The organism is Mesorhizobium sp. M0189, from assembly GCF_040322135.1.
Taxonomy (GTDB): domain Bacteria; phylum Pseudomonadota; class Alphaproteobacteria; order Rhizobiales; family Rhizobiaceae; genus Mesorhizobium.
Window position 1 is genome coordinate 210,496 of record NZ_JAMYSW010000008.1, and the last position, 19,590, is coordinate 230,085.

General features: G+C 61.5%; 15 protein-coding genes, 1 pseudogene and 1 riboswitch. Of the genes and pseudogenes, 5 read left to right on the plus strand and 11 right to left on the minus strand.

Going from position 1 to position 19,590, the window contains the following annotated elements:
* Positions 1 to 181 precede the first annotated feature (181 nt).
* Positions 182 to 2,302, minus strand: coding sequence for a ParB/RepB/Spo0J family partition protein (locus NKJ09_RS17280; protein WP_023717058.1), 2,121 nt, complete (start codon positions 2,300 to 2,302; stop codon positions 182 to 184).
* 237 nt (positions 2,303 to 2,539) lie between these two features.
* Positions 2,540 to 3,481: an ArdC family protein gene (locus tag NKJ09_RS17285; protein ID WP_023717060.1), complete on the minus strand. Its 942-nt coding sequence runs from the start codon at positions 3,479 to 3,481 to the stop codon at positions 2,540 to 2,542.
* 716 nt (positions 3,482 to 4,197) lie between these two features.
* Here NKJ09_RS17285 and NKJ09_RS17290 point away from each other — a divergent pair.
* Positions 4,198 to 5,475, plus strand: a complete 1,278-nt coding sequence (locus NKJ09_RS17290; protein WP_352515843.1) for a tyrosine-type recombinase/integrase — start codon at positions 4,198 to 4,200, stop codon at positions 5,473 to 5,475.
* A gap of 228 nt (positions 5,476 to 5,703) precedes the next feature.
* On the opposite strand, the pseudogene NKJ09_RS17295 reads toward NKJ09_RS17290, so the two are convergent.
* The 8 genes and pseudogenes from NKJ09_RS17295 to NKJ09_RS17330 form a co-directional block, all read right to left on the minus strand.
* Positions 5,704 to 5,847 (minus strand): annotated as a pseudogene (locus NKJ09_RS17295) (ribosome small subunit-dependent GTPase A); the annotation flags it as partial.
* Positions 5,843 to 6,604 carry a hydroxymethylpyrimidine/phosphomethylpyrimidine kinase gene (locus NKJ09_RS17300; protein ID WP_023717062.1) on the minus strand — a complete coding sequence of 254 codons (762 nt, stop codon included), beginning with the start codon at positions 6,602 to 6,604 and terminating at the stop codon, positions 5,843 to 5,845. The pseudogene NKJ09_RS17295 and the gene NKJ09_RS17300, both read right to left, overlap by 5 nt.
* Complete coding sequence (locus NKJ09_RS17305) at positions 6,595 to 7,200, minus strand: thiamine phosphate synthase (RefSeq protein WP_023717063.1); 606 nt, start codon at positions 7,198 to 7,200, stop codon at positions 6,595 to 6,597. Before NKJ09_RS17305 ends, NKJ09_RS17300 begins: the two co-directional genes overlap by 10 nt.
* The gene (locus tag NKJ09_RS17310; RefSeq protein WP_352494344.1) at positions 7,197 to 7,970 is read right to left on the minus strand and encodes a thiazole synthase; all 774 of its coding nucleotides are present in this window, start codon (positions 7,968 to 7,970) and stop codon (positions 7,197 to 7,199) included. Before NKJ09_RS17310 ends, NKJ09_RS17305 begins: the two co-directional genes overlap by 4 nt.
* 3 nt (positions 7,971 to 7,973) lie before the next feature.
* Positions 7,974 to 8,171, minus strand: coding sequence for a sulfur carrier protein ThiS (gene thiS, locus NKJ09_RS17315; protein WP_023717065.1), 198 nt, complete (start codon positions 8,169 to 8,171; stop codon positions 7,974 to 7,976).
* On the minus strand, positions 8,140 to 9,141 hold the full coding sequence (thiO, locus tag NKJ09_RS17320) for a glycine oxidase ThiO (RefSeq protein WP_023717066.1): 1,002 nt from the start codon (positions 9,139 to 9,141) through the stop codon (positions 8,140 to 8,142). Before thiO ends, thiS begins: the two co-directional genes overlap by 32 nt.
* Positions 9,138 to 10,973, minus strand: coding sequence for a phosphomethylpyrimidine synthase ThiC (gene thiC, locus NKJ09_RS17325; protein WP_023717067.1), 1,836 nt, complete (start codon positions 10,971 to 10,973; stop codon positions 9,138 to 9,140). Before thiC ends, thiO begins: the two co-directional genes overlap by 4 nt.
* Positions 10,974 to 11,077: 104 nt before the next feature.
* A riboswitch (TPP riboswitch) is annotated at positions 11,078 to 11,194 on the minus strand.
* 182 nt (positions 11,195 to 11,376) lie between these two features.
* Positions 11,377 to 12,918 carry a Fic family protein gene (locus NKJ09_RS17330; protein ID WP_352494343.1) on the minus strand — a complete coding sequence of 514 codons (1,542 nt, stop codon included), beginning with the start codon at positions 12,916 to 12,918 and terminating at the stop codon, positions 11,377 to 11,379.
* Between the two features lie 1,149 nt (positions 12,919 to 14,067).
* Here NKJ09_RS17330 and NKJ09_RS17335 point away from each other — a divergent pair.
* From NKJ09_RS17335 to NKJ09_RS17350, 4 genes are all read left to right on the plus strand, one after another.
* Positions 14,068 to 14,523 (plus strand): YybH family protein, encoded by a 456-nt coding sequence (locus NKJ09_RS17335; RefSeq protein WP_051409569.1) that lies wholly within the window; start codon positions 14,068 to 14,070, stop codon positions 14,521 to 14,523.
* Positions 14,524 to 15,041: 518 nt separating this feature from the next.
* On the plus strand, positions 15,042 to 17,039 hold the full coding sequence (locus NKJ09_RS17340; RefSeq protein WP_352494342.1) for a conjugal transfer protein TraG: 1,998 nt from the start codon (positions 15,042 to 15,044) through the stop codon (positions 17,037 to 17,039).
* A gap of 4 nt (positions 17,040 to 17,043) precedes the next feature.
* Complete coding sequence (locus NKJ09_RS17345) at positions 17,044 to 17,478, plus strand: CopG family transcriptional regulator (RefSeq protein ID WP_352494341.1); 435 nt, start codon at positions 17,044 to 17,046, stop codon at positions 17,476 to 17,478.
* A gap of 382 nt (positions 17,479 to 17,860) precedes the next feature.
* Positions 17,861 to 18,037, plus strand: coding sequence for a hypothetical protein (locus tag NKJ09_RS17350; protein ID WP_352479403.1), 177 nt, complete (start codon positions 17,861 to 17,863; stop codon positions 18,035 to 18,037).
* A 656-nt stretch (positions 18,038 to 18,693) separates the two neighbouring features.
* Here NKJ09_RS17350 and NKJ09_RS17355 read toward each other — a convergent pair.
* The gene (locus NKJ09_RS17355) at positions 18,694 to 18,999 is read right to left on the minus strand and encodes a hypothetical protein (protein ID WP_352494340.1); all 306 of its coding nucleotides are present in this window, start codon (positions 18,997 to 18,999) and stop codon (positions 18,694 to 18,696) included.
* Positions 19,000 to 19,590 lie beyond the last annotated feature (591 nt).

Below are 19,590 nucleotides of genomic sequence, written 5' to 3' on the forward strand. Positions count from 1 at the left end.
ACGCGGTTGGCAGCCCGGGGCGATATCTTGGCACGCAGTGGGGACGGCGGGGCAGCAGCCGCCGAGCGAGAAGGACGCGGCTGAAGCGGCCAATTAGCTTTGCCCGTGTCTGAGAAAGTGAGCGTCCGGCAGCGGTAGGAAAGGGCGCGGAGCGGGCCGAAACCGCTCCGCGCGAGGCGATCTATTCAGCGGCCATGTGCGGTTCGCTGTCTTCAATCTGCGCATCGTCGTCTGAGAGGAATTCGGGCAGCTCTTCCCCATAGCCGTCGGTGCCGGCGCCGTTATCAGCGCCAGCGCTGCCGTCGAGGTCGACCAGGCGCAGCGGCTCGGGCAGCCAGCCACTATCGGTCAGCAAGCGCTCGGCTTCCTTCGCCATATCTCCCTTTTTCAGATGCTCGATTAGCTGCGCGGCCTGTTCGCCCTTCGCCTCTCGCACCGCCTCGAGAATGCGGGACTTGGTGATGCGGCCGAGATAGTTTTCGACTGTCGGTGTCCAGCCGGCGTCAACCATATCGAGACCGACCGCGCGTGCCAGTCGATCAGCTTGCGCGATCCGCTGCCGAACGCCGTGTGCCGAGACAGCGCCGCCATAGCGGTCGCCTTTCTCGTGGAGCGCGTTCACGCCGTAGCTGACGCAATGGGCGAGCAACGCCGCGCGGCTGGTCTCATCAAGTGAGGCGATCCAGTCCCAAAGTGCATCGTCCTCGGTCGGCAGGTCCGATTTCCAGCCCTCATGGCGTTCGGCCACCGATTTCGCCGAGGGGCTGTCCTTCAGGTCACCTGCCTGCAGAGGGAAGAAGACGTGACGGATCGAGGCCTCCAGGCACCCGTTCGTGGTGCGGTGCTGGAACGTGTCAGTGACCAGCTTGTGCAAGAGCGCTGTCATGGCGACGTGAGGGTTGCCGGCAACCGCATCGCGCAACGCCAGTGTCCGGTGTGCGGTCAACTCTGTCATCAGTCGGTCCGGCAGGGGCTTGACCGCATCGTCCTCGTCTTCCTCGCACTCGACAGCCTGGCCGCCAATGGTGACAACGGCACGGTGCACCGACGAGCTGTCGGCAGCTCCGGACCTGCCGTCCCTTTTCGATTCATTCGCGCCGTCAAATGACATCAGCGGCACGTCCTCAGGCCGGAGAAAGCCGCGGTCGACCGAGAGTGAGCCGTCAGTGTCGATGCTGACGAACGCGCCGGCGACGGCGATGTCGGCCGGATCGAATTGCCTTGGGCGCTTGTCGAAATTGGCGAGCGCGGTCTCGATTTCACCGAGTCGCTGATCGACGTCTTCGGGCAGCTCGTCAGCACCCTCATATTCGGTTTCAAGCTTGGCATGCTCGGCGTTGAGGGCATCGATGGTAGCCTGCTCCTCGGCAGAGAGATCGAGCGGATCACTCTGCAGATGATACAGCCCACGCGTTGCGTCGTAGGGGAAGCTGATGGCGACCTCGACCCACTTCCAACCCTCGGCTGCAACTTCCTGGGCAACCGCCTTGAGCTTCTCTGTGACCAGGCGGTCCAGCAGCGCTGCATCCTGCAGCCAGCCGCCGTCATCCGACTGGAACAGGTCGTGCATGACGATACCACCCGCGGCCTCATAGGCGTCGGTCCCCACGAAGACGGCGCGCTTGTCGGAGGCGCGCACCGTCGTTTCGGTCAGCATGCGCCGGATTTGATAGGGCTCTTTCGACCAGGCATCCCTGATTGCCTCCCAGATCTGCTCCTGGCGAGCGCGGTCTTCAGAGACCGTGAAAGCCATGAGTTGCTCCAGCGTCATCCCGTCATCGGCATACACATCGAGCAGCACTGGGGAGACAGAAGCCAGCCTAAGCCGTTGCTTAACAACGTTGACCGGCACGAAGAAGGCTGCGGCAATCTCCTCCTCGCTCATGCCTTTTTGGCGCATGTCCTGGAAGGCGCGAAACTGATCGAGCGGGTGCAGCGGCGCTCGCTCAATGTTCTCGGCGAGCGACACCTCCTCGGCAACGATCGCGCTGTGACGGGCGCGCACGACACAGGGCACGAGGGCGGTCTTGGCGAGGCGCTTTTGCTTCACCAGCAGCTCAAGCGCGCGGAAGCGCCGGCCTCCGGCAGGCACCTCAAACATGCCAGTCTCGTTACCGTCGCTGTCGACGACGGGCAAGACGCTGAGGCTCTGGATCAAGCCGCGGCGGGCGATCGAGGCCGCAAGATCCTCGATCGAGATGCCGACCTTGACGCGCCGGACATTGGACTGGGAGAGCACCAGCTTGTTGAACGGAATGTCGCGCGAGGACGACAGGGTGATCTTCTGAACGGCAGTAGCCATCGGGATGTACTCCGCGACGGGCGGCCGAGAGCCTCTCTCTCGACCTCCAAACCCGTCATGAGAATTCCGTCACTCCTCGCCCTCTGATGTGCTCGGCAGCCACGCGACACTTGTCGCGGAGCAGCAGGTCGGTCCTGGCGCTCTGCAACGACTTCGCCGCAGCGGGGTCCGGCATCGAGGCAGACTTCGGTCATGAACGCATCCGCAGGAAGACGCCGAACTGGAAGCGGGCGGCCATTACGCTGCCTCCCGCCGATCGTCGTCAGCGGCCACTTTGTCCGGCAAAAAACCCAAGAGATAATCCGCAGCCCTGCTTGCCAGAGAGGCGGCGCGAACGATCGCACGGTTATCCTCGCGCAGCACCTCCAGCCACGAGCCGATATAGTCGGCGTGACGCACGGTCGGCGTGATGCCCAGCGAGGCGCAACAGAAAGCCGCACATATCTCGGCAACCAGCTCTTCGAAGGCATACTTCTTGGTGCCGAAGGAACCAGACAAATCCCGGTTGAGGCGTGAGGCATGACCGGTGGCGTGCCCGAGTTCATGCAGGGCGGTCCGGTGCCAATTGATCGGCTCGAAGTAGGCTTGGGGTGGCGGGACCCGCACATAATCGTGGGCCGGAGCGTAGAAGGCGCGGCTGCCACCAACCCGGAAATCGATCCCCGTCTGCTTGATCAGCCTCTCGACCTTCGGCTCGATCAGGCCGGGTAGGGGCGGGTGCGTGGCCATCGCAACATCGTCGGGCAGCCCGTCGCACTGCGCGGCGTTGAACACCGTGAAGCGTTTGAGGAAGGGGATCGATCGGGCTTGCTCGCCGGTTTCGCGGGTACGCTTTTTCTCGTCGTCGGGCACGAACCGATGGGCGTAGACGACTGTCGTTCCATGCTCACCCTTGCGGACGCTACCGCCAAGCGCGAGCGCCTGGCGGAAGGTCAGCCAGCTCTGTCCTGAAAAGCCCTGCTCGATCACCGAACCCCAGAGGATCAGGACATTGATTCCAGAGTATTGCCGGTCGGTGGCGGCGTTCTTCGGCATGGCGAGCGGCGCCTTCGCAGCTGCCATTCCCCATGGCTGAACCCAGGGCAGCCGACCGGCCTCCAGCTCGCCGATGATCTTGCTGGTGATGTCCTCATATACGCTGGCCCGCGTCGGGGCAGCTTGGTGCCGATGCTTGGTCATTGCGAGTCTCCGCGCCGGGCGCCGGGAGCCTCTCTCCCAGCCTTCAACCCGTCAGTGCGCCAAGCGCGGCCCTCCAACTTTATGAACTCAAATGAAGATTTCGGTTGCCGACCAACTCCGAGGTGGAAGACACCATTCGAAACCGCAGCGTGAGGCGATCAGCAGAACCCACTAAGCCGGGCGCACGGGAGTAGGCCCAAGCGACCCGGCAGTGAGTCCATGAAAACGGAAGCCGCACAGACAGCCGAAGCCAGTCAGGAGCGGTTCCACCGGCCACGGAAGTGGGGAGCCAGCCGAAAGGCTCGTGGAGTGCGCGTCAGCGCAACCGTTCCGATTAGCAGGTCAAAGGAGCATCTTTGCCGCAGGCGCTCCAGTCGGCGCTTTTCGCAGCCGTATATTCAGAGAAAAGATCGTGCGGCAGGGCATCCGGAATGGCGAGACAGAAAAGTGTGCTCAATGCGAACCGCGATCCGTCTGTTTCCGAGCGAAACTATCGGACCATAGAGATTGGCTGAGGGCTCCGTTTTGAAAATCCCCGACCAATTCGACGAGACCACGCCCCTGCGCGTCGCGATTGCAGCACGAATTGCCTTTCCCGATGGCTCGATGTGCGCAGCAGGCCTACGCAAGGAACGTGACGCCGGCCGACTTGAAACCGAGCTAATCGCAGGAAAGGAGTACGTCACCTTGCTGGCGATCACCAGAATGAGGGAACTATGCCGCGGGCGTCGAAAGGGCCACGCCTCGTCTGGCGCGGCGAAAGCTGGAAAAAGGACGGAACACTCCGAAACAAAGCTGGATGGTTTATCCGCGATCGAACAACGTTCATCAGCGCTGGCAGCGGCGAAAAGGGCCATCCAGGACCTGAAGCTGAAAAGGCGCTCGCGGTCTACATCGCCAGCAAGTACCACCGAGCGCGCGGTGCCGAAGATGTCTTGATAGCCGATGTCGTCAGCGTCTACCTGAGAGAGGTTGCACCGAAGCATGCCGCGCCGGAAGAGACGGCGGCTCGGCTGGACAACATCCTCGATTTCTTCGGTGAAAAGACCCTCGCCGCTATTAACGGCAAACTCTGCCGCGACTACGCCGCGTCCTGTCCCACAGAAGCCGTTGCGCGCCGCCAACTCGAGGATTTTCGTGCAGCCATCAACTACTATCGCAGGGAAGGTTACACGACTGCCGCACCGACGATTGTCCTGCCCGACAAGGCTGGTGCACGCGAGCGCTGGTTGACGCGCAGTGAAGCGGCCGCTCTCATCTGGGCAGCTTGGCGTATGAAGCAGAAATGGAAGGGCCAGGAGAGCGGCCGGCGTACCGGACGACACCTCGCCCGCTTCATGCTTGTCGCGCTTTATACAGGAACACGCTCTGCCGCAGTCTGCGGCGCCGCCGTCCGTCCAACCAAAGGGCGTGGTTATGTGGACCTTGACCGCGGCATCTTTTACCGCCGTGCCGATGGCGCAAAGAAGACCAAAAAACGCCAGCCGCCCGTGCGCCTGCCGGACCGGCTATTGGCTCACCTCCGCCGCTGGGCGTGCACGGATCTCGATATCAGAACCAAGGCGCGCGGCAAAAGCGCAAATATCGGCCGAAAAATATCGCAAGATTTTGTCGTGGAATGGAATGGAAAGCCGGTGGTGTCGGTAAAGAAGAGCTTCAGGAGAGCTCGCGAGGCAGCCGGCCTCGGTCCCGACGTCACTTCGCACACGCTTCGCCACACCGCTGCGACCTGGCTGATGCGGGCCGGCGCCGACATGTGGCAGGCGGCGGGCTTTCTGGGCATCACCGTGGATGTCCTGATCGATACTTATGGCCACCATCATCCCGACTTCCAGGCAGACGCCGCCGAGAAGATCGCCAAGAAGCAGGTCGCCGCCGAGGCGACGAAATCGGTCTCAGGACAGATGACAATGAAACATGAACTCGGCAGGGGGGGCCCTATGTTTCCCACCCAAAGCTCGAAAGGAAACGCGATCATTGCGAAGCAAGCGTGACGATCGGGCCCAAAAAGCTGCGGCTTTGCTGGTAGCGCACATCGTTCGGGACGATGGGGTCGCAGGTTCACGCTGCCACCCGCACCACTTTCTCTAATTTGGGTTGGGCGGTCACGCCGTTCGAATCCACTCCGACTCCCCGGACTGAACGAAACTGCGAACTACGAGCTGCCGATCCCCTCGAAACAAGAGGACCAGCTCTCCTCCTTCATGAATGATCGCTGCGACCGCGGCCGAATTGCTTCCACGAGGTCCGGTTCGAACCGCCGTGTTGTTGCGATTTTCGTCTAAGAGTTTGCGCCAGCGAGCAAGACGCTCAGGATCCAGCATACTAGCGGCCAAAGCTGCTTGTACCGCATAGCCGGGTTCATTCTGCTCCATTCCTCTGAAACGTGGCGAAGACAACCCGCTTGCTTTCGCGCACGCAGTCTTCAAGCGGCTTCGCCTTCGCCAGATGCGCCGCAATCGCGCTGGCCAGTATGCAACCTGTTCCGCGCATTGATGTGGCAAGGCGCGGTGTATCGACGTGGATGGGTTCATGATCGGAGCGTAATAAAATATCGGTCGATCGGAGTCCCGAGGCATGCCCACCCTTGATCAGCAGGGCCTGAGGGCCGGCGGCCAACAGTCTTTGTCCTTGTCGGAGCGCATCGTCCTCATCCACTGCCAGTTCGGAGCCAATAAGGTGCGCCAGTTCGGGAAGGTTGGGCGTGACAAGGCAGCAAAGCGGCATCAGATCGCGCTTCATGACAGCGATAGCGGCTGCCTGTAAGAGCGCCCGGCCTGAGGTGGAGGCCAGCACTGGATCGAGTACTGCCGGCACCTGTCGATTTTCGCGCAGTACGGCGGCAACCGCAGCGATGGTCTCGGCTGTTCCGAGCATGCCGATCTTGATTGCCGCCACTTCGTTGGCCTGCAGCGCGGCGCGCATCTGATCAGCCACCAGGCTTGGTGGCGAATGAAGGATTTCCAGTACGGCGTCGTGCGTTTGCACTGTGAGCGCGGTGACAGCGAGGCAGGTGCGCACGCCAATGGAAGAGATCGTCTCGATATCGCGTGCAATTCCAGCCCCACCGCTGGAGTCTGATCCGCCGACCACGAGCACATGCGGTTCTCGCCTCAGCGCCATGGCTTTGTCTTTTCGATCCATTCTCGCGTGCGCGCTTCGGGATCGGCATTCAAGGTGATGTCGGTGACCACCGCGGCGCTGTCCGCACCAGCCTCGAAGACACCGTCGAGCCGGTCGGGGTTGAGGCCGCCGATGGAGACCAATGGGATCGGCGCCACCCGATGCTTCCACTCGCTGATCCGCTCGAGCCCTTGCGGCGCCCATTTCATCTGCTTCAGGACGGTGGGATAGATGGGGCCGAGCGCGATATAGTCGGGCTCGGCAGCGATGGCCGTTTCCAGTTCGAGATGATCGTGCGTGCTGAGCCCAAGCTTCAATCCGGGGTACTTAATCGCCAGCAGGTCGGCCGCAGCCAAATCCTCTTGGCCGAGATGGACGAAGTCGCAGCCTTCCTCAATGGCGAGCCGCCAATGGTCGTTGACGATCAGTTGGCAACCATGGACCGCGCAGACGCCGTTCGCGCGGCGGATTTCCGTCCGCAACGTGGCCTCGTCCCTATCCTTGATGCGCAACTGAACCAGCTTGACGCCAAGCGGCACCAGCCGTTCGATCCAGGCGGCGCTGTCGACGATCAGGTAGAAGGGGTCGAGCTTCATGAAAAAACTGCCCTGCCAATTGTCGGCGTCGACGGCACGGCGACGTCCTGCGGTTCGAGCATTCCCGAGTTGAAAGCTTCACGACCGGCCTCGACCGCCTTGCCGAACGCACGCGCCATGCCGACCGGATCGGCCGCCTTGGCGACTGCGGTGTTCAGGAGTACGGCGTCAAAGCCGAGCTCCATGACGGTTGCCGCGTGCGACGGCCGTCCGAGCCCCGCATCCACGATCAGCGGAACGCCTGGGAAATGTGCGCGCATCGAGCGCAGCGCCGGAATGTTGATCGGCCCGAGGGCGGAACCGATCGGTGCACACCACGGCATCAGAACCTGGCAGCCCGCCTCCAGCAGTCGCTCGGCGACGACAAGATCGTCGGTGGTATAGGGGAATACATCAAAACCGTCCTCGCACAGGATGCGGGCGGCCTCGACCAGCCCGAACACGTCCGGCTGCAGCGTGTCGTGGTTGCCGATCACTTCGAGCTTGATCCAGTTGGTGCCGAAAACTTCGCGCGCCATCTTCGCGGTCGTGACCGCTTCCTTGACGGAGTGGCAGCCGGCAGTGTTGGGCAGGATTCTGACGCCGAGCGAGCGGATCAACGACCAGAATTGTTCGCCGGCCCTGCCGCCTGCCATCTCACGGCGTAACGAGACGGTTACCGCCGAAGCGCCCGACGCCTTGACGGCCTCGGCAAGGATGGCCGGCGATGGATATTGAGCGGTGCCGAGAAGCAGGCGGGAGGCAAGCGACGTTCCGAGAAGATCGAACATGGCCTAGCCTCCCTGCATCGGTGAGAGGATTTCGATCCGGTCGCCGTCGCTCAACCGGAATTCCGCCCGGTTGGCTTTGTGCACGAGTTCGCTGTTGACGGCCGTTGCCAGCCAATCGCCTTCATAGTCGAGCGCCGCAAGCAGCTCGGCCAGCGTGGTGGCTGCAACCTCATGCACTTTGCCGTTGACCGTCAGTTTCATGAGCAAGCTCCTTCGTTCCGTCTTGATGGAAGACCAGGTCGGCCGCCTGGCGCGCCATGGCAGGGGCGAGAAGAAAGCCATGGCGATAAAGCCCGTTGACTGCGACGGTGCTTCCATGTGCCTCGACACGCGGCAGATTGTCGGGAAAAGCAGGACGGACGCCGACACCGGTTTCAACGATCCCGGCCTCGCCGAATGCCGGATGGAGGGCATAGGCGGCACCCAGAAGCTCCATCATCGAACGCACCGTGGCCGGCTCGGCGGACCCGCTCTCGATCATGGTCGCACCGACCATGAAACACTGGCCGGTGCGCGGCACCACATAGAGCGGAAAGCGCGGATGAAGCAGCCGGACCGGGCGCGACAGCGAGATGTCGGGCGTGCGCAGGATCAGCATTTCGCCGCGAACGCCACGTAGCCGGTCATCGATGGCTGCCATTCCCGTGCAGTCGATCTGATGATCGAAACCAAAAACATGCCAGACCTCGGTGCCGAAGTGAAACTCGACACCCATGGCTGCGAGCTTGTCATGAAGCGCTGCCATCGCCTGACGCGGGTCGAGATGCGCCTCGTCGGAGAAGAGCAATCCGCGCCGGAAGCGGCCGGCGAGGTCGGGCTCCAGGAGCGCAATTTCGTCTTCATCGACACGCCGATGGCCCGAGGTGCGGCTGGCGAAGCGGTCGATCTCGCCCGCATCGCGCGGCGCGGCCACGACCAGCGTTCCGGCCCGCGTCACCTGGCCGGGGGTTGCGGCATCCCACCAGTCGGCGGCACCGCGCCCGAGATCCAGCACCGGCTGCTCGGCGCTTTCGCGCTCGCACCATGGCGCCAACATGCCGCCGGCGAACCACGACGCATTGCCCCCAAGGCCAGGCCTTGTCTCGGCAACGGAAACCGCCGCGCCGCGTGCGGCGAGCTCGAAGGCGGCGGTGAGGCCGGCAACGCCGGCCCCTTTGACCAGCACCTTCATGATGGCTCACGTGGCTGAGGTATGAGCGGTGCGCCGGTCTCGTCCGCCGGCAGGTAGAGATCGCCGCCCTCGCGGTATTTCGCCGCCATCGCCGCCATGCCCTCCTTCTGCGCTTCGGTGCGGATGTCGTGGGAAATTCGCATCGAGCAGAATTTCGGCCCGCACATCGAGCAGAAATGCGCCAGCTTGTGCGCCTCCTTGGGCAAGGTCTGATCGTGGAAGGACCGCGCGGTTTCGGGATCGAGCGACAGGTTGAACTGGTCCTCCCAGCGGAATTCGAAGCGCGCGCGGGAAAGGGCATCATCCCTGACTTTCGCCGCCGGATGACCTTTTGCCAGGTCGGCGGCATGGGCGGCTATCTTGTAGGTGATCACGCCGATCTTGACGTCGTTGCGATCGGGAAGGCCGAGATGCTCCTTGGGCGTGACGTAGCAGAGCATGGCGGTGCCGAACCAACCGATCATCGCCGCGCCGATGCCGGAGGTGATGTGGTCGTAGCCCGGCGCGATGTCGGTCGTCAGCGGCCCAAGCGTATAGAACGGCGCCTCGCCGCAGACGGCGAGCTGCTTGTCCATGTTCTCCTTGACCTTGTGCATCGGCACGTGGCCGGGGCCTTCGATCATTACCTGGCAATCCTTCGCCCAGGCGATCTGTGTCAGCTCGCCGAGCGTCTCCAGCTCGGCGAATTGTGCTGCGTCATTGGCGTCGGCGATCGAGCCAGGACGAAGGCCGTCGCCCAGCGAAAAGGACACGTCATAGGCGCGGCAAATGTCGCAGATCTCGGCGAAATGTTCGTAGAGGAAGCTTTCCCGGTGATGATGCAGGCACCATTTGGCCATGATCGAGCCACCGCGCGAGACGATGCCAGTGACCCGGTCAACGGTCAGCGGGATGTAGTGCAGCCGCACGCCCGCATGGATGGTGAAATAGTCGACGCCCTGTTCGGCCTGTTCGATCAGCATGTCGCGGTAGACCTCCCAGGTCAGGTCCTCGGCGATGCCGCCGACCTTTTCGAGCGCCTGATAGAGCGGCACCGTGCCGATCGGAACCGGCGCGTTGCGGACGATCCAGTCGCGGATGTTGTGGATGTTGCGGCCGGTCGACAGGTCCATCACCGTGTCTGCGCCCCAGCGGATCGCCCACACCATTTTTTCGACCTCTTCAGCCATCGACGATGTGACGGCGGAGTTGCCGATGTTGGCGTTGATCTTGACCAGGAAATTGCGACCGATGATCATCGGCTCGCTCTCGGGATGGTTGATGTTGGCGGGAATGATTGCGCGTCCGCGCGCCACCTCATCACGCACGAAATCCGGCGTGACGAAATCGGGCAGTGTCGCGCCGAAAGCCTCGCCGTCGCGCTCAAGCTTGCCGTGCAGGATCTCGCGACCAAGGTTCTCGCGGATGGCGGCGAACTCCATTTCGGGTGTGATGATGCCGGCGCGCGCATAGGCAAGCTGCGTCACCGCCTTGCCTGCTTTGGCTCTGAGCGGTTGATGGCGAATGGGAAATTCCGGCGTCAGGCGTTCGCCCGTCGCGAATCCGTTGTCCTCCGGCCGGACATGGCGGCCGTCATAGGCCTCGACATCGCCGCGCGCCGTAATCCATTCGTGGCGAAGCCGTGCAAGGCCATTTTCGATGCTGGTTTCGACAGTCGGGTCTGTATAGGGGCCGGACGGATCGTAGACGGTGACGGGCGGTTCGCCGGCCGTCGGATGGACGGAGATTTCGCGCATCGGCACCCTGATCTGCGGGTGGATGGCACCGGGCTTGTGGATTTTTCGTGAGGCGGGCAGCGGTCCCGTCGAGACGGCGGGGGTGAGGGCATTCATCTTGAGGCTCCTTTGCTCGTTGCATTGGAGACCCAGTTCTGTGCCGGGAGGATGAAAAGACGCTTCTGTCGACCTGCCGAAACAGGACCTCGGGCGTAAACTCCCGCAAAGCGCTTGCACCGTCCCTACGCCAGTATGAACTGGATCAGGTTCAACGGGTCACTGCGCCGCGAATGCCAGCAGTATCTCAGCCCCTTGCCGGGACTCCCCTGGTGAATGCGTGAGGTTGGACGGGACGGCTCCGGTTTGTCAAGCGCGTTCTGGCCGCGGCTGATCGGCGGCCGGTCAGACCGTGCGGAAAAAATCGTGCATGTCTCGGCGACAAGTCAAGCCTCGGAGATGAAGGCAGGGACAAGGGAATTACAAACCGTCGGACTAAAAATCGATCCTGATGATCACACCTTCAATGGGCACCAAAGGTTTGCGCGTAGATCGCCTCGATTCTTCCTGCCTCGTCACTGGTCAGCGTGGCGAATTCCTTTTCGCGCGCGCGGTTCGATAGATGTCCATCATTCTGGTGAAGAAAACGGAAGAGCAGATCGGTCAACCGCTCGGGCATGTCAATAAAGGCGTCCACCTGCTGCCGGAACTGATCGTAGCGCTGCAGAAATGCGGTTTCCTCGGGAAGGTCCCGTTCGATCGTCCGCTGAACGCAGGCATAGAGGAATTCGGCGTGCGGGGTTGCATCGAAGAACCGGTAGAAATCACCGGTGTCATTCAGCACCCGGACGTTGAGCGGCGTCGGTTCCCATTCCACCAACGGCAGAAGGCGCTGCGAATAGCTCTCGAGCACGCCCCTGTACTCGTTGATCTGGTCCAGGATCGCGGCCGAGACGGGAAAGACCACTCCCGGCGGATTGAAGCCGCGCATGGCAAGGACGTGGTGGATTAGGTAGCGGTGAATGCGGCCGTTTCCGTCCTCGAACGGGTGAATGTAGACAAAGCCGAAGGCGAGGATTGCGGCGGCTACGACTGCATCAAGGTTTTGCGCGGGGCCCTGATCGAACGCCGCCATTCCATCGATTAGCCGCGGCAGGTCCTCGGGCCGAGCGCTGATGTGATCGGGCAAGGGCGTGCCGTTGTCTCGGTCATGCTCACCGACGAAACCTCCTTCTTTTCGGAAGCCAAGTCTTGCGAAACGGGCGTCGCCAAGTACAATTCTTTGCAGACGCAGCAGCTCATCGCGATCGATCGGCCAGCGGCCGGCTTCGCCGATGGCGCGGCCCCAGCGCTGGATGCGATCTTGCGGCGGGCGCTCGCCCTCGATCGCATAGCTTGATCGCGAGTCTTTGAGCAAAAGAAAGGCGGCGGTCCGAGCAAGAAGGTCGCGCGGCACGTCCGCTACGATTGCCTCCGCGCGCCGCGGTAGTTCAAGGCCGATGAATTTTTCGAGAATCTTGGTGCGGAACACCAGAGGGCAGAACTCACGCGTGCCGGGGAGATTGTCCCTTACGCGGTAGCGCGAAGCGGTCTTGTCGGGTCCGGGCCACTGCAGCTCGGGATCGACAACCGGAATGTATCGTCCGGCCGCCGCGTCCGGCAGATCGATACGGGCGCCCCTCAGCCATTCATATAAAAACCAGATGCGGCGGGCATAACTGCCGGTCGGGCTTTCACGGACCAGCGCCTCGATCGGCGCGGGACCGGTCACTTGGAACAGCCGCTTGAGGACGGCAAGGTCCAGTCCCTCGTACTTGAGCGCAAAGGTCAGGTGGCCTTCGAGGGTAGGATTTGGGGCGTGGCGGGGGGTCATGATCCGCCAGCCATCCCGTTCGGTAATGCGATGATGCTCGCCCGTGGCGAACAACCTACGGGGCAAGGGCACGGCGAGCCTGTAGGCTCCGACCAGGGCGCTGTACCCGGCCGGGGTCGCCGTTTCAGGAAGGCGGATTTCCTGAAAAACGGTAACAGGACCTGAAAATTGGTGCTCTTGCACCGCAGGCATGAAAAGCGAATCCTTTCATCGAATTTTGGTTCAGCTGGGCCAACACCTGTGAAAAATGATCCTATTCCATGAAAATTGATGCCACAAGACAAATTTTCCGAAAACCGATTCTAAACGGTGCTGGAGTCATCAAGCAAGAACTCCGCCACCGGCTCAAGGAAGCGACTTCATGACAAAAGGTGAGTCCAGGAACCGCCATTCGCCCGTCTCTTAGTCACGAGGCCGGCACGGATGGCCCGCCTTACGTCGAGCCGGATTGCTCGAGGAGAACCGCGCCGTTCGGGGCTCACTCATAGAGCGCTCCGGCGCGCGATCCCGATTTGATAGCCGCGATCACGCTCGCGACTGATCTTGGTGACGTGGCGGCGTCGGAGTAGAAAACTGATGCAGGATCTCGGTGGCGTCGTGTGTGTGTGTGTGTGACCTGAAGTGAGTTCTCTGCGGTATGGGGGACGGCACGCAGCGCGCGCGTCTTCTCGGCAAACAGATCGACGAAGCGGCACCGAAGGGAAGTTCCTGGCATTCATTCTCGCCATCGCTGCCCCAATTTGCCGACCGGACTGCCGATCGATCTCGCCCAATACTTTGCGCGCGCAAGGGCCGAAGTTGAACTGGGTGGCACCTGCTCATTCGGGAGCTAACTCATGCTTGGCGCGCTAGCCCGAGAGAGCTGTGCCTGATCGAATGCGTGAAATCGTAGCTCGGGGTGGAGAGGCTGACACGGTCATCTGTCACCCGCCTTCGGGCTGTAACGGAAAGCGCGACATCGTCTCCAATGCTCGTTCCCCACGTCGAGGGCCCAGCGGCTTGGCTGCGGGGGGACTGTCAGCTAGTGGCCGCTGGGCCTTGACGACCAGCGAGCGTAAGAGGAGGCCCTGCGCTGGCTGACGAAAACTTGCGAGCAAAGCCACGGAAAAGCATCATTCGAACGAACTCTTTCGTCGAGACGAGGAGGGCAGTGAGGCGGTAGCCGCCGCTTTGAAGCTCTCCGGCAGCTGCTACGCTGGTCGTTCAGAGGGTCGCAGCTGCGCTTGCGCCGTCATATCAGATAAGTCTAATATAATCCGCGCCTAGCCATCGAACGCCGCGGCGCCCTCGGGTCGGCGCTATTCATCGGGTGGGCATGTCGGGTACGCAAGGGAGGACGAAATGAGACTGGTTCAGTCATTTGCATTTGCTGCTGTGCTGCTTCTTTCGTCTGCATTGTCTGCGGCCGCCCACTCGGCTCGTGAGGACATCGAAGCGGCGTTGGTAAAATTCATGGACGCCTTCAACAGCGGAAACGCAGCAGCGGTAGGTCAAATGTATACCGACGATGCCGCTCTGCTGCCACCCGACGGCAAACGCGTCGATGACCGCAAGGGCGTGGAAGAATTCTGGCAGGGCGCAATCAAGGCCGGGATGAAGAATCTCACCCTGAAGGCGCTGGAAGTGGAAGGGAGCGGGAATCTCGCCTACGAAGTTGGCGCATTTACGCTCAGTGTGCCGAGCAAAGGCGGTGCCCCTTCCACCGTTGCGGGCAAGTACATTGTCGTTTGGAAAAAAGGGGGCGACGGGACATGGCGCCTGCATCGGGACATCTGGAACTTAGGTGCGGCCCAATAGATTCCGCGATCCGTGAGGCCAGCGCGGCTTGCAACAGTTCCAACGAAAGTCCATGGCAATAGTTGATGTGACTTAATTGATTAACAAAATTGAACAGACTTGATGGGTCTGCTCATCGAGTCGGCTCTGGATCTATCGCGCTACCGATCAGGGAGGCGGTAAGATTCGAGCTCAGCAGAACGGCTGACCACCACTTGCCGGGACTAGAGTGTTCTCCGGCTCGGCGCGCCGCTGAGGACTCTTGTTCATTTGGTCATGCGCAATCCGTGGTTCTCCAAGAACCCGTCCATCTCGTCAAATGCCATCTGAGCCGAGACAACTAACTATCATTGGGCAAGTAGCGGCTCAACGGCTCCAGAAGAAAGCAGCCCCCCTATGCTCGTTCAACATTCGAGATCGCATCGGGCAAGTCTTTCCACGTCCGGGTACGCCATGCTGCTTCGACCGCCCCTTTTTTCTTGCGGATTTAGGAATTCGAGCTTTTCGGTTGTTCCGATCATCCATTTGGGAAACGACCGATGCCGGCAAGCAAGGTTTTATGGGGCCAGATACTCACCGCCTTTCTGATCGTCGTCGCGACAACATGGGGAGCAACACAGTGGACGGCAGGGCGGCTCGACTTTCAAAGCCAACTCGGTCCGCCGTGGTTCGAATTGGCTGGACACCCCGTTTATCCGCCGCCAGCCTTTTTCTGGTGGTGGTTTTTCTACGACGCCTACGCGCCGAACGTCTTCCTGGAGGGCGCGGCGATTGCGGCGAGCGGAAGCCTCATGGCTATCGTCGCAGCGATCGGGACGTCGCTGTGGCGGGCGCGCGAGGGAAAGGATACCACGACTTACGGCTCGGCGCGCTGGGCGACGCGAGACGAAATCAAGGCCGCTGGGATGATCGGTCAGGATGGGGTGATCCTGGCTATGTTGGGCCGACACTATCTACGCCACGACGGTCCGGAACACGTGCTATGTTTCGCACCGACCCGAAGCGGCAAAGGCGTCGGCCTGGTCGTGCCGTCACTACTGACCTGGCCGGGTTCGGCAATCGTCCACGACATCAAAGGCGAAAACTGGGAACTGACGGCCGGATGGCGGGCCCGTTTCGGCCAGGTGCTTCTGTTCGACCCGACCAATGCTGGATCCGCAGCCTACAATCCTCTGCTGGAGGTGCGACGGGGCGAGTGGGAAGTTCGAGATGTGCAGAACGTGGCGGATGTCCTGGTCGACCCAGAAGGCACATTGGAACGCCGCAACCACTGGGAGAAGACCAGCCATGCGTTGCTGGTCGGCGCAATACTGCACGTGCTCTATGCGGAGAAAGACAAGACCCTCGCAGGCGTGGCGAACTTCCTTTCTGATCCAGAGCGGCCAATCGAGGCAACGCTGCGCGCCATGATGCTGACGCGGCATTTGGGTGATGCAGGCCCGCATCCCGTCGTGGCGTCGGCTGCTCGGGAACTGCTTAACAAGTCCGAGAACGAGCGTTCCGGCGTGCTCTCGACGGCCATGAGTTTTCTGGGCCTCTACCGCGATCCAGTTGTGGCCAAGGTGACGTCATACTGTGACTGGCGGATCGCAGACCTTGTCGAGGAGGCACGGCCGACGACGCTCTATCTGGTCGTGCCGCCATCGGACATCAGTCGCACAAAGCCGCTGATGCGACTCGTGCTTAACCAGATCGGCCGCAGGCTCGCCGAAAATCTTCACGCGAAGGATCACCGGCAGCGTCTTTTGATGCTGCTGGACGAGTTTCCCGCGCTCGGCAGGCTCGATTTCTTCGAAAGCGCGCTGGCCTTCATGGCCGGGTATGGCATCAAGTCGTTCCTGATTGCACAATCGCTCAATCAGATCGAGAAGGCCTACGGACCGAACAATTCCATCCTCGACAATTGTCATGTGCGGGTGAGCTTCGCCACGAATGACGAGAGGACGGCCAAGCGCGTCTCAGACTCTCTGGGGACCGCGACCGAGTTGCGCGCCATGAAAAACTATGCGGGGCACAGATTGTCGCCCTGGCTCGGGCATCTGATGGTCTCGCGGCAGGAAACGGCGCGTGCACTGATGACGCCGGGCGAGATCATGCAGCTGCCCCCGACCGAGGCGATCATTATGATCTCGGGCCAGTTCCCAATCCGTGCGACGAAGGCACGCTACTTTGCCGACCCGCGTCTTGCCGAGCGTGTCTTGCCGCCGCCAAGGACCGGAGGGACAATGCAGAACGCTCGCTCTGAGGACTGGACCGACACGACACTTCTTGCTGAGCCGGAAGGCAAATCTCGCAAGCTGAGGCTTGCCAGGGATCAGCAGGACGAGGATCCGGCCAATGGCGGCATTCGCCGCCAGCCCGAGCTTCCCGAACACGAAGACATCGCGCCGGAACGAACGCCACGCTGCGACGATGAGTTCGACCTCGACAGGGACGAGCCCGATGATGACGCCGTTCGTCGCCGCAGTGTCGATCAAGCCATGAGACGCGCAGCTCGTCAGGCCGCCCTTGACCCCAATGATGGCATTGAGCTTTGAGCGCATGAAGAACGCCAAGAAAAGACGTCTGTCTGCCTATCTCGACCCTGACGTAATGAGGGCACTGGCAGATTACGCTGGGCGGCGCGAGGTCTCGCTGTCACTGGTCGCCGAGGCTGCGCTCGCGTCGTTCCTGTCGCCGGACGCCGAAGAACGAAAGCAAGCGGCGATCACTCGCCGCCTCGACCAGATCGATCGACGCGTGCAGCGGGTCGAGCGTGACGTCGGAATTGCTATTGAGACGCTAGCATTGTTCGTCCGGTTTTGGCTCAACTCGACTCCAGCCTTGCCGGAATCGGCGCAAGCGGAGGCGCGTGCCAAGGGCTTGCAGCGCTACGACAATTTCGTCGATGCGCTCGGTCGCCGGCTCAGCAAAGGACCAAGGCTCAGGCAGGAGATAGCCGACGATGTTCCGCCAGCGCCGCCGGCAACTGGATGAGCTGCCGGCAAGACAGGCGCTTCAAAAGCCCAACCCCGGTGCCCGATTGCGGAGCTATTTTGCGCAGCTGATACCCATCAGATCACCTTTCATCGGAGCGGCGGACCTCGGCATTCGTCTCCACAGTCGATCTCGGCTAGCAGTGTGCCTTGCCGGATTGGAGTTCTTTCGACCGCGCATGCTTGGTTGAATTCGAGCCTCGCCGCCCCGAGGAACAGGTTCTTGCCCGCGCCGTACCAAAGATTGATAATCACTTTGAAACTGCCCGGTGGCACGGTATCGCTGCCGAACCGGACATCAGGTCTTTCCTTGGCGCAATAACTTTGAAACAAATCCTGCTGGCAGGCGTTCCAGCATAGCGGGCGGGTTTCCGGAGGACCCAATGCCCGACGAATACAATGACATCGTCATCCCCCAAGACCACGACGCATTGCCACTTCGGGAGGAGGAGTATTTCGTCGTCTGCCCGGCGTGCGGCCAGGCATTCGACATCAGGTGTATGGCAGAGGCGCTTCATCACAACGAGCTGGGCCATCAGCCCTACGACCTCGACTCGTAGTCGCCGGCGTTGCCGTCGGGTCAGCTTACAACGAATCCCTGTCGCGAGGGCGTAGCTTTGCCGGCACGCTGTGTCGTGACAGACACCTTGCAGGCTTTCAGCGACGACTTGATTGCCGTTGCGGTTGTTGTCGATGTGGCCGTGGCTGTCACCGACCGGTTGTTAACCCAGGGGAGGGCGCTTACTCCACCGCAACCCCGTCCAGTTCCGTCGCGACGCACCGAAGCAGACTTTTTGCGGGCATCGGTGGCGGGACGAACATGTGATCTCCATAATGGATACGAGCCGGCGCCCATCGCGTCTGACCGGCGACCAAGCGCTCGCTGCAGAGAAAAGTTCCCGTCGAGCGGGATGCCGCGTTGCCTTCACACGGGATGTGCTGGTCGTCTCCTTCCACAGCGCACACGTGCCACGCGTCCTGGACGGGCGCGCCGCCTGTTGCCGAGAGCGACGATCGCGAATGCGAAGATCTGACTTGCTTCACCGGTAATCCGAAAGCGCCAGGAACGCGCTACGCTGGGCGCCTGCCCTAGCGTCGAGCTCCCATTTATCCGTTCGTCCGCTCCATATCCGACTGGACAGCGCGGCACCCTTGGGCTGTTCAAAGGCGCTTGCATCTTCCCCGCGCCGACACCGGCTGTTGTCTCGCCGGAGCGTTAACCCGTTGAAGCCCGGCGGGGCTTTCTCAGCCTAGTGATCGCCGACTTATCGACAGTAATCACCCCGCCGCAGTCAATGCGCACAGTGAGTTTGTTCCCTCCGCAATCGATGCGGGTGACGTCCCCAACAAGAACCACTCGGTCGCCGGCCCGGACTTTCGGTGGCGGATCAATCGTATAAGGATGGTCATACGAAGGAATGCTCACCCTGGCGCGCCCGCTGGGGAGAATCGCGATGACGATACCTGCTAGCGCAACCTCATCGCCGACCTCAAATTCACCAGGCATGTTAACGTGCAGCATGGTGTTCCTCCCGATGCTTTCCTAATTCACGCTTTGCTAAATTAATGCCCGGCCAACCAGGTTGGTTGCTTGCAATCGGCTTCGTACGGTTCCGCACAATTCCAAGCTGGGGTATGCACTCCCAGTTGGCCTCGGATCGGCCTTTGTGTGCGTCAAATTCTGCAGAAATGGTTTAACATTTCAGCGATGACCTTGGCGCGCTTGCCCAACCACGTGTTAGCGGAGCGACGGACTTCCTCTCGGTCCGGCGATGGCCATAAAGGGTGCGTGGAGCGGAGGAACGCCGACGCCGGAAACAGGTATCGCGTGCTGTTCCCAAAGTGACGGCTCCCTCGGAGCGGAAGTTGAACACAGGCCCACCGTTAGGTCCGGCTTCCAAACGTCATAGAAGCCGCTTGACGGCTTTACCTGCCACGCTGGTTATTGGAGCCGAATAGTCAATGCGGGTGTCGTGCGCCTAAGCGCAAGTCAAATTCGTTTTCAGGCTCGGGATATTCAAGGCCAGCGGCGCTATCATCCGGTAATATTCAGCCAGGCCATATGTTGTTCGCTATCGTTGCACATGGGAGGCTCCGATCGGGGGACATTTCA

Coding starts and splice junctions, on each gene's coding strand:
- NKJ09_RS17280 (WP_023717058.1), bottom strand. CDS start 2,302: ATGGCTACTGCCGTTCAGAAGATCACCCTGTCGTCCTCGCGCGACATT.
- NKJ09_RS17285 (WP_023717060.1), bottom strand. CDS start 3,481: ATGACCAAGCATCGGCACCAAGCTGCCCCGACGCGGGCCAGCGTATAT.
- NKJ09_RS17290 (WP_352515843.1), top strand. CDS start 4,198: ATGCCGCGGGCGTCGAAAGGGCCACGCCTCGTCTGGCGCGGCGAAAGC.
- NKJ09_RS17300 (WP_023717062.1), bottom strand. CDS start 6,604: ATGGCGCTGAGGCGAGAACCGCATGTGCTCGTGGTCGGCGGATCAGAC.
- NKJ09_RS17305 (WP_023717063.1), bottom strand. CDS start 7,200: ATGAAGCTCGACCCCTTCTACCTGATCGTCGACAGCGCCGCCTGGATC.
- NKJ09_RS17310 (WP_352494344.1), bottom strand. CDS start 7,970: ATGTTCGATCTTCTCGGAACGTCGCTTGCCTCCCGCCTGCTTCTCGGC.
- thiS (WP_023717065.1), bottom strand. CDS start 8,171: ATGAAACTGACGGTCAACGGCAAAGTGCATGAGGTTGCAGCCACCACG.
- thiO (WP_023717066.1), bottom strand. CDS start 9,141: ATGAAGGTGCTGGTCAAAGGGGCCGGCGTTGCCGGCCTCACCGCCGCC.
- thiC (WP_023717067.1), bottom strand. CDS start 10,973: ATGAATGCCCTCACCCCCGCCGTCTCGACGGGACCGCTGCCCGCCTCA.
- NKJ09_RS17330 (WP_352494343.1), bottom strand. CDS start 12,918: ATGCCTGCGGTGCAAGAGCACCAATTTTCAGGTCCTGTTACCGTTTTT.
- NKJ09_RS17335 (WP_051409569.1), top strand. CDS start 14,068: ATGAGACTGGTTCAGTCATTTGCATTTGCTGCTGTGCTGCTTCTTTCG.
- NKJ09_RS17340 (WP_352494342.1), top strand. CDS start 15,042: ATGCCGGCAAGCAAGGTTTTATGGGGCCAGATACTCACCGCCTTTCTG.
- NKJ09_RS17345 (WP_352494341.1), top strand. CDS start 17,044: ATGAAGAACGCCAAGAAAAGACGTCTGTCTGCCTATCTCGACCCTGAC.
- NKJ09_RS17350 (WP_352479403.1), top strand. CDS start 17,861: ATGCCCGACGAATACAATGACATCGTCATCCCCCAAGACCACGACGCA.
- NKJ09_RS17355 (WP_352494340.1), bottom strand. CDS start 18,999: ATGCTGCACGTTAACATGCCTGGTGAATTTGAGGTCGGCGATGAGGTT.